Here is a 15,103-nt window from a genome sequence, read left to right as displayed (position 1 = left end):
TTCCTCCCAGAGAGACGAACCCATGCGCCTGTCCCATTTTTTCATCAAGCGGCCCATTTTTGCGGCCGTTATCTCGATTGTGATCACCCTGCTCGGCGCATTCGCGTTCCCGCGTCTTCCGCTTGCTCAGTATCCTGAAATTGCCCCGCCCACCGTGGTTGTCAGCGCGTCCTATCCCGGCGCATCGGCCGAAGACGTGGCTAACCAGGTTGCCGCGCCGCTGGAGCAGGAAATCAACGGCGTGGAGGGCATGATTTATATGACCTCCTCGTCCACAGCCGACGGTATGGTCATGCTGACCATTACCTTCGAGCCGGGAACCGATCTCGATACCGCTCAGGTTCAGGTCCAGAACCGCGTCTCCCGCGCGGAGCCGCGCTTGCCCGAACAGGTGCGTCAGACAGGCGTTTCCGTCAACCAGCAGGCATCCGGTTTCCTTCTGCTCGTTGCGCTCGTCTCGCCGGGCGGCCAGCTCGATCAGGATTACGTGGCCAATTATGCCGCCTCCACCATCAAGGACCGCTTGCTGCGGATCAACGGGGTTGGCGGCATCGAAGTGTTCGGCGGCGGTAACTATTCCATGCGCGTCTGGATCAATCCGGAACGCGCCGCCGCGCTGAACCTCACCTCCAGCGACATTGTCGCCGCCCTCCGTGCCCAGAACATCCAGGCTGCTGGCGGTACGCTCGGCCAGGCGCCCTTTGCCGAAACGGGCGCGCCCGAGTTCCAGATCCCGGTTCAGATACGCGGCCGCCTGATCGAGCCGGATGAGTTCGGGGATGTTGTCATTCGGCGGGATGCGGATGGTTCTGTCGTGCGCCTGCGCGATGTGGCCCGTGTCGATATCGGCGCTGAAACCTATCTGATGCGTTCTTATTTCGACGGGAAACCCGGCCTTGGCCTGGCTGTCAGCCAGCTTCCCGGTTCCAACGCGCTGGATACCGCAGAGCATGTGCTGGCGGAAATGGAACTGGCGAGCCAGGAATTCCCCGAAGGCCTGGAATACATGATCCCCTATAACCCGACAGAGTTCGTTGAGGCCTCTGTGTCGGCGGTGGAACATGCGCTGATCGAAGCGGTGTTCCTGGTGATGATCGTCATCCTCGTCTTCCTGCAAACCTGGCGTGCGGCGCTGATCCCGATCCTCGCGATCCCGGTCTCCATCATCGGCGTGTTCGCCGTGCAGCTGGCGCTCGGCTATTCGATCAACTCGCTGTCCCTGTTCGCGCTGGTGCTTGCCGTGGGTATCGTAGTGGATGACGCCATCGTCGTGGTGGAGAATGTCGAGCGCTCGATCCGCGAAGGCAAAAGCCCCATGCAGGCGGCCATTTCCTCGATGAACGAGGTGGGCGGCGCGCTGATTGCCATGAACCTCGTGCTAGTTTCGGTGTTCGTGCCCACCCTGTTCATGGGCGGCATTCCGGGCATCTTCTACGAGCAATTCGCAGTCGCCATCGCTTCGGCGGCGGTCATCTCGCTGCTGGTGTCGCTCACCCTGTCGCCGGCCCTCTGCGCGCTGCTTCTGAAGCCGCACGAAGAACACGGCCACAAGAAGGGCAACCCCATCCTCGCCCCTCTGCGCTTTGCCGGCAACGCTTTTAACAACGGTTTTGACTGGCTGTCGAACGCATATGGGTCGTTCGTCGCCAAACTCGTCCGTATGCTGGTGATCGTGATGATCGTGTATGCCGCACTTCTGGCAACTACCGGCTGGCGTCTCACGGCAACGCCCACGGGCTTCATTCCGGAGCAGGATCAGGGCTTCCTGATCGGCGTTGTCCAGCTGCCCGCCGGCGCGTCGCTGGAGCGCACCGACACCGTGATGCGGCGTGTCGTTGAAGAACTGCGCGCAACCGAAGGCGTCCAGGGCGTTGCCGCCATGGTCGGCATGGACGGCTCCAGCTTCTCGGCGGCGTCCAATGCAGGCACGATGTTCATCCGCCTGGCAGACTTTGAAGAGCGCAAAGGCCGCGACGATCTCTCCGCCGTTGCCATCTCCCAGCGCCTCACCGGCCATTTCATGGCGGCGCTTCCCGAAGGCAACGCCTTCATCATTGCCCCGCCAGCTGTGCAGGGCATGGGGCAGGGCGGCGGCTTCAAGATGATGATCCAGGACCGCGCCGGTGTCGGCACCGCAGCGCTCCAGCAGGCAACCTATGCCATGATGGGCGCCGCTGCGCAGGATCCGCGGGTTACCAGCGTCTACACAACCTTCGACACCAACTCCCCCACCGTTCGGGTGGAGGTGGACCGCGACCGCGCCCAACTCCTGGGCGTGGAACCGGGGGACGTCTATTCAACCCTCGGCACCAATCTCGGCTCCACCTATGTGAACGACTTCAACTTCGTCGGGCGCACATTCCGCGTCACCGCGCAGGCAGATGCCCCGTTCCGCGAAACGGCCGCCAGCATCGGCCAGTTCCAGGTGCGCTCGTCCACCGGTGAAATGGTGCCGATCTCTGCTGTGGCTCAGATCATCGATGGCTCCGGCCCGGTCCGCATGGTGCGCCACAACATCTTCCCGGCCATCGAACTCAACGGCCAGACTCCGGCTGGCGTCTCCACCGGTGAATCCCTGAAAGCGATGGAAGAGATCGCCGCTCACGTTCTTCCCGAAGGCGTCAGCTATGAGTGGACCGAGATGGCCTATCAGGAGAAGGCGGTCGGCAATTCCAGCACGATGATCTTCGTGATGGCCGTTATCTTCGTCTTCCTCGTCCTGGCCGCCCAGTATGAAGCCTTCACGCTTCCCTTCGCGGTTATCTTCATCGTCCCGATGTGTATCCTTGCCGCCACCATCGGCATCAACATCGCCGGCATGGCCAACGACATTCTCGCCCAGGTCGGTCTCATCGTCCTTGTCGCGCTTGCGGCCAAGAACGCGATCCTTCTGGTCGAGTTTGCCAAGCAGCAGGAAGAAAACCACGGCCTCACACCGCGGGAAGCCGCCGTCTCCGGTGCCCGGATGCGTCTGCGCCCCATCCTGATGACGTCCTTCGCCTTCATCTTCGGCGTTATGCCCCTGGCGTTCGCCACCGGGGCAGGGGCCGAGATGCGCCAGTCGATCGGTATCACCGTGTTCTCCGGCATGATCGGGGTGACAGTGTTCGGTCTGATCTTCACCCCGGCCTTCTATGTCATTGGACGGATGATCTCGAAAATTCTCCCCGGCTCAAACCGCAGCCATGACGATCACACACCCACGCCGGTCGAAGGAGGCCAGGCATGACACATTTCAAACTCACCACCCTGACCAGTGTTGCCGCGCTCGCCCTGGCGGCCTGCGCTACGGCCCCGGCCGCCCCTGACAGCACTGTCACCCCCCGCGTCGAAGGCGCGTTGATCTCGGCGGAGAATGCCGGGGTCACCGATGCGGCTGTGCCGAAAGACTGGTGGCGCCTCTACAACAGCCCGGAACTGGACAGCCTCGTCCAGACGGCGCTTGCCAACAACCGCACCCTGGCCGGCGCGGCGGCAAATCTGGAGCAGGTGCGCGCAGGTCTCACCGAGGCGCGCTCCGCCCTCCTTCCGTCCACCACCGCCACCGCCAGTGGTCAGTATGCGCGCGATCCGAGTTTTGCCCCGGGCGATGTGGAGACCGATGTTTATTCCCTCGGCTTCCAGACCAATTATGAGGTCGACATCTTCGGCCGGGTAAGCGCCAGCATTGATGCGGCCCGCCAGGATGCCGCCGCTGCGGAGGCGGCCTATCAAGCGGCCTCGCTGATGGTGGCCGGTGAAACCGCCCGCGCATGGATCGATTATTGCGCCGGCAATATCCAGCTTGAAACAGCCGAGTCGAACTATGGCCTGCAGGAAGAGACCCTGGGTCTCACGCGCACGCTGTTCGATGCCGGCCGCGGCATCCGCCTGGATGTCGTGCAGGCCGAGGCCGCGCTGCGCCGCGCCGAAGCCGATATTCCGTCCGTGCGCGCTGCACGTGACGCCGCCTTGTTCCGCCTGGCCCGCCTGACTGGCCAGACCCCGCGCGAGATGAGTCAAGCGGTCCCCGCGTGCGAGAGCATGCCGCAGCTCGTCTCGCTCCTCCCCACCGGGGAAAGCGCAGCCCTCCTTGCGCGCCGTCCGGATGTGCGCCAGGCGGAACTTCAGCTTGCCGGCGCGGCGGCCCGTGTGGGCATCGCCACGGCAAATCTCTATCCCTCGGTCAGCATCGGCGGCTCGGTCAGCACCGCGTCGCTGGGCGGGACAGGTGACCTCTTCAAGGAAGACGGCCTCAGCTTCGGCATCGGCCCGCTGATCAGCTGGAACTTCCCGAACGTGGCCGCTTCCCGCGCGCGCCTGAAATCGGCAGAGGCCGGCGTGGACATCGCCCTCGCCAATTTCGACGAAACCTTCCTCACGGCGCTGGAAGAGGCCGAAGTCGCCCTCACCAACTATGCTGCCGAGAAAGAGCGCTATACCGCCCTGGAAGCTTCTGCCGCAGCGTCCGAAGAAGCCGCCCAGCTTGCCCGCACCCGTTACCGCGCCGGCTCGGCCAACTTCCTCAGCGTCCTCGATGCAGAGCGCACCTTCATCGAAACCCGCACTTCGCTGGTCCAATCGGAAGCGGCAAAGGCTAGCGCGGAGATCAACGTCTTTATGGCCATGGGTGGCGGCTGGGCTGACTAGCTCTGGCTCCACCAGTGGCCCAGCACGGCGCGGGATGGCACCAGCTGTCCCGCGCCGTGTCCGTTTGTGTCCGGATTTGTCCGGTTCCTGTTGGAGTTTTTTTGGAGGTTTCCGGAAAAAACTCCAACGCCGCAGACCTCACCTTCCACGCCCTCTGGGAGAGGGGGGGGACCCTCGGCATTTCCCAGGTAAAAATCTGGGACCTTCTCTCCGACCTTCCCCAAAACCGGCCGCGCCCCCGCGCGTTCCGGCCCTTGCTGCTGCGCGCTACTCTGCCCGCTTGCGATCGGGGAGCGGTTCGTCCGGCGAAATCAGGATGCGCGCGGCGGCGCCGTCTGGATCATCAAACTGGCCCGAGCGGACCGCCCAGAGAAAGCCGACAAGGCCCATCGCGCCCATCATCAGGGCAATCGGAATGAGGAACACTAGGCCGCTCATGCCTGTTTCTCCGTGTTCAGAGTAAGCCGCAATGCGTTGAGGCACACGATAATGGAAGAGCCCGACATGGCAATCGCCGCCACCAGCGGGGTCGCATGCCCCATGATGGCAATCGGCACCGCCACGACATTGTAAATGGCCGCAAAACCGAAATTCTGCAGCATTACCGCTTTGGCTGCCCGCGCGGTTTTCACCAGGCCGGGCAGGGGCGAAAGGCCGCCGGAATAGACCGTATCAGAGGCTGACTGGCTCACATCCAGCGCGCCGCCCGGCGCAGCCGAAGCATGGGCCAGCGCCAGCGCGCCGGCATCATTCAGGCCATCGCCGATCATCAGCACCTTGCGGCCTTCCGCCTGCAGGGCTTCCAGCCGGGCCACTTTGTCCTGCGGACTGGCACTTGCCGTCCACTGATCAATGCCCAGAGAGCGGGAAACTTCCGCCACCGCTTCGGCCCGGTCGCCGGATACGATTTCCATCGTCATCCCCATCGCCCGCAGCTTTGCCAGCGTGCCGGCCGCATTCGCCTGAATGTCGTCCTCAAAGCGCAGCTCCACCGGCATTTCCTGCCCGCGCGCAAAGAACAGCGTGGCGCCGGTATGGCCGGTGGCCTTGGCGCCAGTCCATTCGGCAGAGCCGAGCCGGCAGGTCACCCCGTGCACCTCGCCTTCAAGGCCAAGGCCGGGATATTCCTTCACATTCTTCGCCAGCGGTCCGGCCCCGGCAGCGGCGGTGAGCGCCCGCGACAGCGGATGCCGGCTCGCCCGCGCCAGCTGCGCAGCTTCCGCCAGAAGGCTTGCCGGAATGCCGGTCGAAACAAGCCGCGGCGTGCCAAGGGTCAGCGTGCCGGTTTTGTCGAAGATGATGTGATCGCAGGCGGCAATCCGTTCCAGCGCGTCGCCGGATTTAAGGTATGCCCCGCCCTTGAACAGGCGCCCTGCGGCAACGACCTGCACCACCGGCGCGGCCAGCGCCAGCGCGCAGGGGCAGGTGATGATCAGCGTAGAGACGGCAATGAGGATCGCCTCGCGCAGGCCAATGCCCCCGATCAGCCACCAGCCAAGGAAGGTCAAGAGCGCGGTGGAATGAACCACCGGCACGTAAAGGGAGACGGCCTTGTCCGCTATCTGCCGGTAGGTGGAGCGTTTCTGCTCACCCGCCGTCAGCATCTGGCTGATCTCGGAGAGCAGCGAGTCGGCTGCTGCCGCTGTTGCCCGCCCGGTCAGCGGTTGAGAGAGGTTGATCGAGCCGGCCATCAGCTTCATGCCCGCCCCGGTCCAGCGCGGCAGGCTCTCGCCGGTGACGAGGCTTTCGTCCACCTCGGATTCGCCGCCCTCGATCACCATATCCACCACGGCCCGCTCGCCTGGCGCCAGGAGGATGCGGTCACCCGGCTTCACCTCTTCGGAGCGCACCGATTGGGGCGTTCCGTCTGCGGAAATCCGCGTCACCGTCCGGCTCGCCAGCGCGGCCAGATCCCGCGCGGCTGACCAAGCCCGGCGGCGCACGCGCGCGTCCAGGAACCGCCCGATCAGCAGGAAGAACAGCAGCATGCAAGCGGCATCGAAATACGCATGTTCGCCGCCCCGGATCGTCTCAGCCACGCTGACGGAGAAGGCCAGGATCAGCGCCAGAGAAATCGGCACATCCATATTGGTGCGCTTCTTTTTCAGCACATTCCAGGCGGATTTGAAGAAAGGGCGGCCCGAATAGATCAGGGTCGGCAGCGCAATCACGCCGGAGAGCGCATGCAGGCCCTGGCGGGTGGCCTCGCCCATCTCGCCATGCCCGCCCCAGACCGAGACCGACAGAAGCATGATGTTGGCCGTGGCAAATCCGGCCACGCCCATGGCGAGCAGAAGCGACTGCTCCTCCTTCTTGTGGGCATCGTCATTCGTGCTCGTATCAAGCGGGGCTACGCCATACCCCAGGTTGCTCACCGCTTCGCTTATCCGCCGGGGTTCAAGATTGCCGGACCAGGCTATGTCCAGCTTCCCATTGGAAAGGTTCAGCCTTGCGCTCTCAACCCCCGGCAATGCGGTCACAGCCGCCTCGATGCGCGAGAGGCAGCCGCCACATTTTGCACCGCGCACGGTCAGCGACAGGCGGCTCTGCCTGCCGACCTTGCGGACGAAAGCGGTGGGGTCAGACGTGTCCGAACCGCTCGGCGGGGCCAGTCCGCTGGGGCATCCGTTGGCGTCGAGGGGAAAGTCAGTCATGGCACGATGATTTCACGGCTAGCGCGGAATTCGAATCCATCCGTTTCCGGATCGACATCGGCGGCAATATTGATGCTCCAGGCGCCGGCATGCAGATCGCCGAGTTCCGCCACATACTCACCGCCCCCGGCGGGGGTCAGGGTGATCATCCGGTCGAATGCCCGGTCGCTGGGATGGCGCAGCTGTGCCTGCGTGCCGAAGACGGGCAGGGCGTTGCCATCGCGCGTCAGCAGGCGGGTGGTGAGCAGGAAGCCCGAATTGGTGCCGCTGATGCCGATTTCGGCGTTCCAGCCAGCCGCCTCCTGATGTGCCCGCCGGGCCAGTTCCTGATTGTAGTCCAGGCCGGTGAGATAGGACTTTTCAACATCCTCGCCGGGAAAGCTTGTGATCGCAGCCCAGAGGAAGATGCCGTTCACGACAAACATGAAGCCGAAAAATCCGAGGAACCAGAGCAGGGCATGCCAGCCCTTCATCTTGCCTTTGCCGGAATTCTCGAGAGACAGGGAAGCAGCCATTATTGGTCTCCTGTTGTGAACGGCGCGTCCGCTTCGGCGATTTCGCCGGTGGCAACGTCCTTGATCTGTACCGTGAGGGTTGTGCGGCGTGGCAAGCTTTCCGGGGAAGCTGTCACCAGAAGGCGGTAGCGGGCCACACCATGAGCATCCGTGGTGACCTGCAGGCTGCCGCCATCGGGCGCCGAGCCGAGGCCGATGATCTCGAAATCTGCTTCGGGCAGGCCCTCTACAGAGATATCAACGGCGCGCACATCTGTAGACTTGTTGACGAGTTTCAGCGTGTATCCGTTGCGGATGCGGCCATCCGACAGGCGGATGAAGGGCGGGGAGCGATCTTTCAGCACGTTGAATTCATAGGTGGATTTCGAGGTGTAGCCCCACACCATCAGCAGGCTGATGGCAGCGATCAGGATGGCATAGAGCACTGTGCGCGTGCGCAGCAGCTTGTAGCGCGGTTTTTCCCCGCAGGCGCGGGCGGCCACAGCGACATCGGTGTCATAGGCAATCAGTCCCGTGGGGCGATCAACCTTCTTCATAATGTCGTCGCAGGCATCAATGCAGAGGGCGCAATGGATGCATTCGAGTTGCGCGCCGTCGCGAATGTCGATGCCCATCGGGCAGACCTGGATACACTGTTTGCAGTCGATACAGTCGCCCCGGCCTTCCCAGCTTTGGTCTTTTCGGTGGGGGCCGCGTGGTTCGCCGCGATCATAGCGGTAGGTGACGTTGAGGGCGTGTTCATCGGTCAGGGCACCCTGAATGCGCGGCCAGGGGCAGAGATAGGTGCAGACCTGCTCGCGCATCGTGCCGGCGAGGGCGTAGGTGGTGAAAGTGAGGATGCCGGCAAAGAAGTAGGCCGTAAGCGGCGCTTCGCCGGTGAAGAAGGTGCGGGCAATTGTGGGCGCGTCATGCCAGTAGAGGATGAAGGCGCCGCCCGTGAGAAAGGCGATCAGCAGCCAGACGATATGTTTGCCGATCTTGCGCCAGGCCTTGTTGAAGCTCATTGGCTGGTGATCGAGCCGCATACGGGCGGCGCGGTCGCCTTCGAAAGCGCGCTCTACCCATATGTAAAGGTCAGTCCATACCGTTTGCGGGCAGGTATAGCCACACCATACGCGGCCGAAAAGGGAGGTGACCAGGAACAGGGCCAGCGCCGCCAGGATCAGTAGGCCGCCGAGATAATAGATTTCCTGCGGCCAGATTTGGAGGAAGAAAAAATAGAATTTTTCTCCTGCAAAATCAGCCAGAACGGCCTGATCCGGGATGCCCTCGCCGCGCGGCCAGCGGATCCATGGGATCAGGTAATAGATGCCCAGCGTGACCGCCATCACAAGCCATTTGAACGACCGGAACTTGCCGTGCGCGAGCTTGGGATAGATCTGGTTGCGCTTTTCATAAAGTGAGGGAGGATGCTCCGGCTTTTGCCCCGGAGCATCCCTTCCGCCCGCCTTGATGAGCGTGACTTTAGTCACTTCTCACCCCCGCCGAGCGAGTGAACATAGACTGCCAGCGCCTTGATGGTCGGATCATCGAGGCGGCCCTGCCAGGCGGGCATGTGCGCGTTCCGGGCACTGTAGATCGTCTGCTGAATGTCGCGCGGCTCGCCGCCAAACAGCCATTCATGATCGGTCAGGTCAGGCGCGCCCAGCTGGCGATTGCCCTTGCCATCGGCGCCGTGGCAGGTGACGCATTGCGTGGCGAAAACCGGCGCGGCGCGGTCAACGGCGGCCCTGTTGGCTTCGCGACCTGACAAGTTCAGCACATACTGCACCAGGTCGTCGATCTCTCTGGGGGTCAGCATCCCGTCCCGCCCGAAAGCCGGCATGGTGTTGCGGCGCGTATCGGGATCTTCGGTATGGCGGATGCCGTGGCGGAGCGTTGTTTCGATCCCCTCCAGCGTGCCATCCCAGAGCCAGATATCATCAGCGAGCATCGGATAGCCCTTGGCGCCGCGGCCGCCGGCGCCGTGGCAGGTGGCACAGTTGTCCCCGAAGGCGCTCTCCCCCATGGCGAGGGCAAACTGTTGCAGCGACATGTCGTTTTCGATCTCGCTCAGCGATGCGGTGACGAGACGGCTGGCAGCGGCGGCACGCTCCGTATGCAGCTCTTCCACTTTCCGGGCGACTTCGGCACGGTCCGAGTGACCAGCGATACCCGGCGTGTTGTTCATGCCCAAGCCCGGAAGCGCGGGAATGGCGGGCATGACGATCATGTAGCCGATGGCCCACACGATCGTGCCATAAAAGACGTACAGCCACCAGCGCGGGAGAGGATTGTTGAGTTCCTTGATCCCGTCCCAGCTGTGCCCCGTCGTCTCAACGCCGGAGACTTCATCAATATCCCGTTTATGGTCAGTCATCTGACGGGTCCTTGTCGATCAGAGGTTGATGTGCGGCCGCGCGGAATTTTTCGCCATTGCTTGGCCAGAGGGCATAAACGACGGCCACGAGGAACATCAGCACGAAGAAGCCGAGACCCCAGGTCTGCGCGAAGCTTGAAAGTGTTTCATACATCTTGCCTGCTCCTAGCGCCGGTTGCTGAGGTCGTTGGCCTCATAGGTGGAGAAGTCGACCAGGGTGCCTGTCATCTGCAGATATGCGATGAGGGCATCCATTTCGGTGACGGCCTGCGGGTTATGATCGAAGTCGGAGATCTTCACCGTGCCTTCGCGTCCTGATGCTTCGGTATAACGGGCAACCAGGGCATCTTCGGCGTCGAAGTCTGCGTTGGGCGAAGCCTGGGCGACGAGATCGGCCTTGGCATTGGCGATCATGTCGTCCGTATAGGGTACACCCGCCAGACGCAGGGCTTTCAGGTGATCTTCGATGTCGTCATATTTCAGCCTTTTCTTTGCAAGGAAAGCGTAGGGCGGCATGATCGAGTCCGGAACGACCGATTTGGGATCTTTCAGGTGGTCGAGGTGCCACTCGTCCGAATATTTGCCGCCAACGCGGGCAAGGTCGGGTCCGGTTCGCTTGGAACCCCACTGGAAGGGGTGGTCGTACATGCTTTCGGCCGCCAGCGAGTAGTGGCCGTAGCGCTCTACTTCATCCCTCAGAGGACGCACCATCTGCGAGTGGCAGGTATAGCAGCCCTCGCGGATGTAGATGTTGCGGCCTTTCAGCTCCAGCGGCGTGTAGGGACGCATCCCCTGTACCTTCTCGATGGTGTTCTCGAGATAGAACAGGGGCGCGATCTCCACGAGGCCGCCGATAGCGACAACCACAAGGATGCCGACGGTGAGAAGCAGCGAGTGGCGCTCAAGCTTTTGGTGTTTGTCCATGATAGCCATGTTCAGTGCTCCTTATTCGGCAGGCTGAAGCGCGGGGGTTGCAGTCTTGGGCGCATCGGGTGCGGCGGCCTCGCCGGCGGCGCCATGACCCAGGGCAGTGCGCACCAGGTTGTAGGCCATCAGCAGGGCGCCGGTCAGGTAGAGCAGGCCGCCCGCCACGCGGATCATGTACATGATGTGTTTGGCTTTGACCGTTTCGATGAAGGCATACTCAAGGAAGCCGAACTCGTTATAGGCGCGCCACATGAGGCCCTCAGTGATGCCGGCCACATACATCGCCACGATGTAGAAGAGGATGCCGAGCGTCGCGAGCCAGAAGTGCCATTCCACGAGGGCTTTGGAGTAGAGCGCCTTGCGTTTCCACAGCCAGGGCGTGACGCAGTAGAGCGCGCCGAAGCTGATGAAGCCGACCCAACCCATCGAGCCGGAGTGGACGTGGGCAATGCCCCATTCGGTGTAGTGGGAAAGGGCGTTGACGGCGCGCACGCTCATCAGCGGGCCTTCAAAGGTCGACATGCCATAGAAGGCGAGCGCCACGATCATCATACGGACGATGGGATCTGTGCGCAGCTTGTCCCAGGCGCCCGATAGGGTCATCACGCCGTTGATCATGCCGCCCCAGCTGGGCATCCACAGCATCACCGAGAACACCATGCCGAGGGTTTGCGCCCATTGCGGCAGGGCGGTGTAGTGCAGGTGGTGCGGGCCGGCCCAGATATAGATGAAGATCAGCGACCAGAAGTGAACGATCGACAGGCGGTAGGAATAGACCGGGCGGTTCACCTGCTTGGGGATGAAGTAATACATGATTGCGAGGAAGCCGGTGGTCAGGAAGAAGCCCACGGCATTGTGGCCATACCACCACTGCGTCAGCGCGTCCTGAACGCCGGCGAACAGCTGATAGCTCTTGGAACCCGTCAGGCTGACGGGGATCGCCAGATTGTTGACGATGTGCAGCATCGCGATGGTGACGATGAAAGACAGGTAGAACCAGTTGGCCACATAGATGTGCGGCTCTTTCCGCTTCCACAGGGTGCCCAGGAAGACGAGCAGATAGGCGACCCAGACGATGGTGAGCCAAAGGTCGGCATACCATTCGGGTTCGGCATACTCCTTCGACTGAGTAACGCCGAGCAGGTAGCCCGTGCCGGCAACCACGATGAAGAGGTTGTAGCCCCAGAAGACGAACCAGGGCCACATGCCGCCGGCAAGGCGTGTGCGGCAGGTGCGCTGGACGACATAGAAGCTCGTCGCAATCAGCACGTTGCCGCCGAAGGCAAAGATCACGGCGGACGTGTGCAGAGGGCGGAGGCGGCCGAAATTCGTCCATCCCAAATCCGGGAAGTAGAAGATGTTCGGGAAGGTCAGCTGCAGAGCGATGATAACGCCGACCAGGAAGCCGGCGATGCCCCAGAACATGGAAGCGGCCACACCGAACTTGACGATGGTGTCTTCATAGATCGCCGGGTCAAACGGGTTGCGACCGTTCAGGCTGCCCGCCCAGAGCCCGGTTATCAGCAGGCCCAGGACGGTAAGGAAGAAGAAGGTCCAGGCATGGGCGGCCATCATCGGATCGGCAGCATTGCCGGCGATGATCAGGACACCGAGTGCAACAAGACCGGTCAGGGTACTGACTGTGCCTATGCTGAGCCCCGGCCCTGCGCCTCTGGATATGTCAGCGCGTGTATTCATTGGGATAGCCCCCTCCAGTGCTGAATCGCAGTGATCGATACTGGTGCGTAACTGCCGGAGGGGCGGGCCAAACTGTATAAGGGGAAGTACGGATGGGCCTGCCTGTCGCACCGGAGGTAATCGGATAGGACAGCAAAGGAGAGAGCTCATGTGGAAGACGGCAGCTCTGGGCACCGCCCTGACCGCGACTGGCGCGGTCAAATTCACCAATCATCTCGGCGAGATGGGGCGTCAGGCGACGCTGCAGGACTATCTGGCCATGCGCTGCGGAGGCGGGGCGCCGCTGCCTGCGCCCGGCGCAGAAACCAATGAAATCATGGCTTTGGCGGCGATGCACTGCTGGGGCTGCTATGCCATGGCGGCGGGCGTCGCGATGCTGGCCTATGCCCTCTGGCAGGCCGCTCAGCCGCGGCTGAAGGCGCTGCGCCGCCGCGGATAAAAGACGCCGCCTTGCGCCGCACAGCGGCAGAGGGCAGTGAAGGGGGGCATTGCCGGATGGATCTTGACGGATGAGCGACACGCCGAAAACGACGCAGACGCCTGTGAACCTGCTGGACGGGGAGACCCTCCAGCTGCACCTCGCCTCGATCCTTGCTTCTGTTCCGGACGGTATGGTGGTGACCGACGAGTCCGGGAAAATCATGGCTTTCAGCCGGGCCGCAGAGGCCCTCTTCGGCTTCAGGGCCGAAGAGGTTATCGGCCAGCCGGTCAACATGCTGATGGCTGGCCGCGACAAGGCGAACCACGACAATTACATCGGCAATTACCTGCGCACCGGCGAACGTCAGATCATCGGCAAGGGCAGGGTGGTGATTGCGTCACGCGCTGACGGCACGCAATTCCCGATCGACTTGAAAATCGGGGAGGCGCGAATCGGGGATCATTTCCTCTTCACCGCGTTCATCCGTGACCTGACAGAGCAGCAGAGATCCGAGCTGCGGATGCAGGAAATGCAGTCGGAACTGGTCCATTTCTCCCGCCTCAGCGCCGTGGGCACGATGGCCTCTGCACTGGCACATGAACTCAACCAGCCGCTGACAGCTGTGGCAAATTATCTCGAAGCCAGCCGTGACCTGATTGATTCGCCCGACCCCGAGACGCAGGAGATCCTGCGGGAGGCGCTCACCGAAGCGGCCCGGCAGGCTGTCCGGGCCGGTGAAATCGTTCGCAAGCTGCGGTCCTATGTCTCGCGCGGCGAGGTCGATGCCCGACCGCTCAGCCTCAGCCCTCTCCTGGCAGACGCCATTGCGCTTTCCAAGCTCTCGCGGGATCTGGCGGATATACCGATCAAGCTTGAACAGGATGAGGACGCCGACCTGGTGATGGGCGATCCCATCCAGATCCAGCAGGTGGTTATCAATCTCATACGCAATGCGATGGACGCCCTGTCCAACACCCAGGACGCCCGCATCACAGTCCGTGTCTTTCTTGCCGACGAGCCGGGTTTTGTGGCGGTGGAAGTGTGCGACAACGGCCCCGGGCTCACCCAGGAACTGCGCGAGAACATCTTCAAGCCCTTCGCCACGACCAAATCCCAGGGCATGGGGCTCGGCCTGTCGATCTGTCAGACCATCGTGGAGGCGCATGGCGGGACCATCCGCGCCATTACGCCGCCCGAAGGGGGCACCTGTTTTCGGTTCACACTGAGAAAAGATGCTGCTAAATCAGTATCATGACAGATACTCGCCTTATCCATCTTGTCGATGATGATGAAGCCATCCGCCATTCGGCGAGCTTCATGCTGCGTCATGCCGGATTCCGCGTGAAAACCTATGTCGATGGCGTCACCTTCCTTGACCAGGTTGAGGAGGCCGAGAAGGGCTGCATCCTGCTGGACGTGCAGATGCCCAAGATGGACGGGCTGCAGGTGCAGGAAGTTCTCAATGAGCGCGGTGTGGCGATGCCGGTGATCGTCCTGACCGGGCATGGCGATGTCGCCGTGGCCGTTCGCGCGATGAAGGCCGGCGCTGTAGACTTCGTTGAAAAGCCTTATGCCAAGCAGACGCTGGTCGAGGCCCTGACCCGCGCTTTCGAGCGTCTGGAGGCGCGCCGCAAGGAAGAGGTGCTGGCCGACGAGGCCCGGGGCCTGATCGAACATCTCACGGCGCGCGAGAAGGAAGTCCTGCTGGGTCTGGTCGATGGCCAGACCAATAAGGAGATTGCCATCTCGCTGGATATTTCACCGCGTACGGTTGAGATTCACCGGGCGAATGTGATGGAAAAGATGGGCGCGTCTAATCTTTCAACCGTTCTGCGAATCGCCTTCGCTGCGGGCTTCGGCATTGAATAAACAGCAGCTTTTAGGGGCTTCTACCTACAGA

Annotated in this window: 13 protein-coding genes; 5 read left to right on the top strand and 8 right to left on the bottom strand. The window is 62.4% G+C overall.

Going from position 1 to position 15,103, the window contains the following annotated elements; genetic code table 11:
* Positions 1-22 precede the first annotated feature (22 nt).
* Both BBF93_RS11925 and BBF93_RS11920 read left to right on the top strand, forming a co-directional pair.
* Positions 23-3,229: an efflux RND transporter permease subunit gene (locus BBF93_RS11925; protein WP_114106047.1), complete on the top strand. Its 3,207-nt coding sequence runs from the start codon at positions 23-25 to the stop codon at positions 3,227-3,229.
* Positions 3,226-4,629 carry a TolC family protein gene (locus BBF93_RS11920; protein WP_114106046.1) on the top strand — a complete coding sequence of 468 codons (1,404 nt, stop codon included), beginning with the start codon at positions 3,226-3,228 and terminating at the stop codon, positions 4,627-4,629. Before BBF93_RS11925 ends, BBF93_RS11920 begins: the two co-directional genes overlap by 4 nt.
* A 267-nt stretch (positions 4,630-4,896) precedes the next feature.
* On the opposite strand, the gene ccoS is transcribed toward BBF93_RS11920, so the two are convergent.
* From ccoS to ccoN, 8 genes are read right to left on the bottom strand one after another with little or no spacing between them, the layout of a single operon-like run.
* Positions 4,897-5,067, bottom strand: a complete 171-nt coding sequence (ccoS, locus tag BBF93_RS11915; RefSeq protein WP_035601526.1) for a cbb3-type cytochrome oxidase assembly protein CcoS — start codon at positions 5,065-5,067, stop codon at positions 4,897-4,899.
* The gene (locus tag BBF93_RS11910; protein WP_114106045.1) at positions 5,064-7,283 is read right to left on the bottom strand and encodes a heavy metal translocating P-type ATPase; all 2,220 of its coding nucleotides are present in this window, start codon (positions 7,281-7,283) and stop codon (positions 5,064-5,066) included. Before BBF93_RS11910 ends, ccoS begins: the two co-directional genes overlap by 4 nt.
* Entirely contained in the window at positions 7,280-7,798 is a 519-nt protein-coding gene (locus BBF93_RS11905) for a FixH family protein (RefSeq protein ID WP_114106044.1), read from the bottom strand. Before BBF93_RS11905 ends, BBF93_RS11910 begins: the two co-directional genes overlap by 4 nt.
* The gene (ccoG, locus tag BBF93_RS11900) at positions 7,798-9,270 is read right to left on the bottom strand and encodes a cytochrome c oxidase accessory protein CcoG (RefSeq protein ID WP_035601519.1); all 1,473 of its coding nucleotides are present in this window, start codon (positions 9,268-9,270) and stop codon (positions 7,798-7,800) included. The genes BBF93_RS11905 and ccoG overlap by 1 nt, the downstream gene beginning before the upstream one ends.
* Positions 9,267-10,157, bottom strand: a complete 891-nt coding sequence (ccoP, locus tag BBF93_RS11895; RefSeq protein WP_114106043.1) for a cytochrome-c oxidase, cbb3-type subunit III — start codon at positions 10,155-10,157, stop codon at positions 9,267-9,269. Before ccoP ends, ccoG begins: the two co-directional genes overlap by 4 nt.
* Positions 10,150-10,311, bottom strand: coding sequence for a cbb3-type cytochrome c oxidase subunit 3 (locus BBF93_RS11890; protein WP_035601513.1), 162 nt, complete (start codon positions 10,309-10,311; stop codon positions 10,150-10,152). Before BBF93_RS11890 ends, ccoP begins: the two co-directional genes overlap by 8 nt.
* 11 nt (positions 10,312-10,322) lie before the next feature.
* Entirely contained in the window at positions 10,323-11,090 is a 768-nt protein-coding gene (gene ccoO / locus BBF93_RS11885; RefSeq protein WP_114106042.1) for a cytochrome-c oxidase, cbb3-type subunit II, read from the bottom strand.
* A 12-nt stretch (positions 11,091-11,102) separates the two neighbouring features.
* Positions 11,103-12,782, bottom strand: a complete 1,680-nt coding sequence (gene ccoN, locus BBF93_RS11880; protein WP_035601506.1) for a cytochrome-c oxidase, cbb3-type subunit I — start codon at positions 12,780-12,782, stop codon at positions 11,103-11,105.
* A gap of 148 nt (positions 12,783-12,930) precedes the next feature.
* Here ccoN and BBF93_RS11875 point away from each other — a divergent pair, with 148 nt between their 5' ends.
* The 3 genes from BBF93_RS11875 (at position 12,931) to BBF93_RS11865 (ending at position 15,072) form a co-directional block, all read left to right on the top strand.
* A complete protein-coding gene (locus BBF93_RS11875; RefSeq protein WP_035601494.1) occupies positions 12,931-13,221 on the top strand; it encodes a hypothetical protein in 291 nt (96 codons plus the stop codon).
* Between the two features lie 70 nt (positions 13,222-13,291).
* Positions 13,292-14,458 (top strand): PAS domain-containing sensor histidine kinase, encoded by a 1,167-nt coding sequence (locus BBF93_RS11870; RefSeq protein WP_035601492.1) that lies wholly within the window; start codon positions 13,292-13,294, stop codon positions 14,456-14,458.
* Complete coding sequence (locus BBF93_RS11865) at positions 14,455-15,072, top strand: response regulator transcription factor (RefSeq protein WP_035601490.1); 618 nt, start codon at positions 14,455-14,457, stop codon at positions 15,070-15,072. The genes BBF93_RS11870 and BBF93_RS11865 overlap by 4 nt, the downstream gene beginning before the upstream one ends.
* Positions 15,073-15,103 lie beyond the last annotated feature (31 nt).

Source organism: Hyphomonas sp. CACIAM 19H1, from assembly GCF_003325995.1.
GTDB classification, from domain to species: Bacteria; Pseudomonadota; Alphaproteobacteria; order Caulobacterales; family Hyphomonadaceae; genus Hyphomonas; species Hyphomonas polymorpha.
This window is presented reverse-complemented; position numbering and strand designations above follow the sequence as displayed.

Excerpts from the sequence above, each read along its gene's own strand:
- BBF93_RS11890 (WP_035601513.1), bottom strand. The coding sequence starts at position 10,311 with ATGTATGAAACACTTTCAAGCTTCGCGCAGACCTGGGGTCTCGGCTTC.
- ccoO (WP_114106042.1), bottom strand. The coding sequence starts at position 11,090 with ATGGCTATCATGGACAAACACCAAAAGCTTGAGCGCCACTCGCTGCTT.
- BBF93_RS11875 (WP_035601494.1), top strand. The coding sequence starts at position 12,931 with ATGTGGAAGACGGCAGCTCTGGGCACCGCCCTGACCGCGACTGGCGCG.
- BBF93_RS11870 (WP_035601492.1), top strand. The coding sequence starts at position 13,292 with ATGAGCGACACGCCGAAAACGACGCAGACGCCTGTGAACCTGCTGGAC.
- BBF93_RS11925 (WP_114106047.1), top strand. The coding sequence starts at position 23 with ATGCGCCTGTCCCATTTTTTCATCAAGCGGCCCATTTTTGCGGCCGTT.
- BBF93_RS11905 (WP_114106044.1), bottom strand. The coding sequence starts at position 7,798 with ATGGCTGCTTCCCTGTCTCTCGAGAATTCCGGCAAAGGCAAGATGAAG.
- ccoN (WP_035601506.1), bottom strand. The coding sequence starts at position 12,782 with ATGAATACACGCGCTGACATATCCAGAGGCGCAGGGCCGGGGCTCAGC.
- ccoS (WP_035601526.1), bottom strand. The coding sequence starts at position 5,067 with ATGAGCGGCCTAGTGTTCCTCATTCCGATTGCCCTGATGATGGGCGCG.
- BBF93_RS11910 (WP_114106045.1), bottom strand. The coding sequence starts at position 7,283 with ATGACTGACTTTCCCCTCGACGCCAACGGATGCCCCAGCGGACTGGCC.
- BBF93_RS11865 (WP_035601490.1), top strand. The coding sequence starts at position 14,455 with ATGACAGATACTCGCCTTATCCATCTTGTCGATGATGATGAAGCCATC.
- BBF93_RS11920 (WP_114106046.1), top strand. The coding sequence starts at position 3,226 with ATGACACATTTCAAACTCACCACCCTGACCAGTGTTGCCGCGCTCGCC.
- ccoP (WP_114106043.1), bottom strand. The coding sequence starts at position 10,157 with ATGACTGACCATAAACGGGATATTGATGAAGTCTCCGGCGTTGAGACG.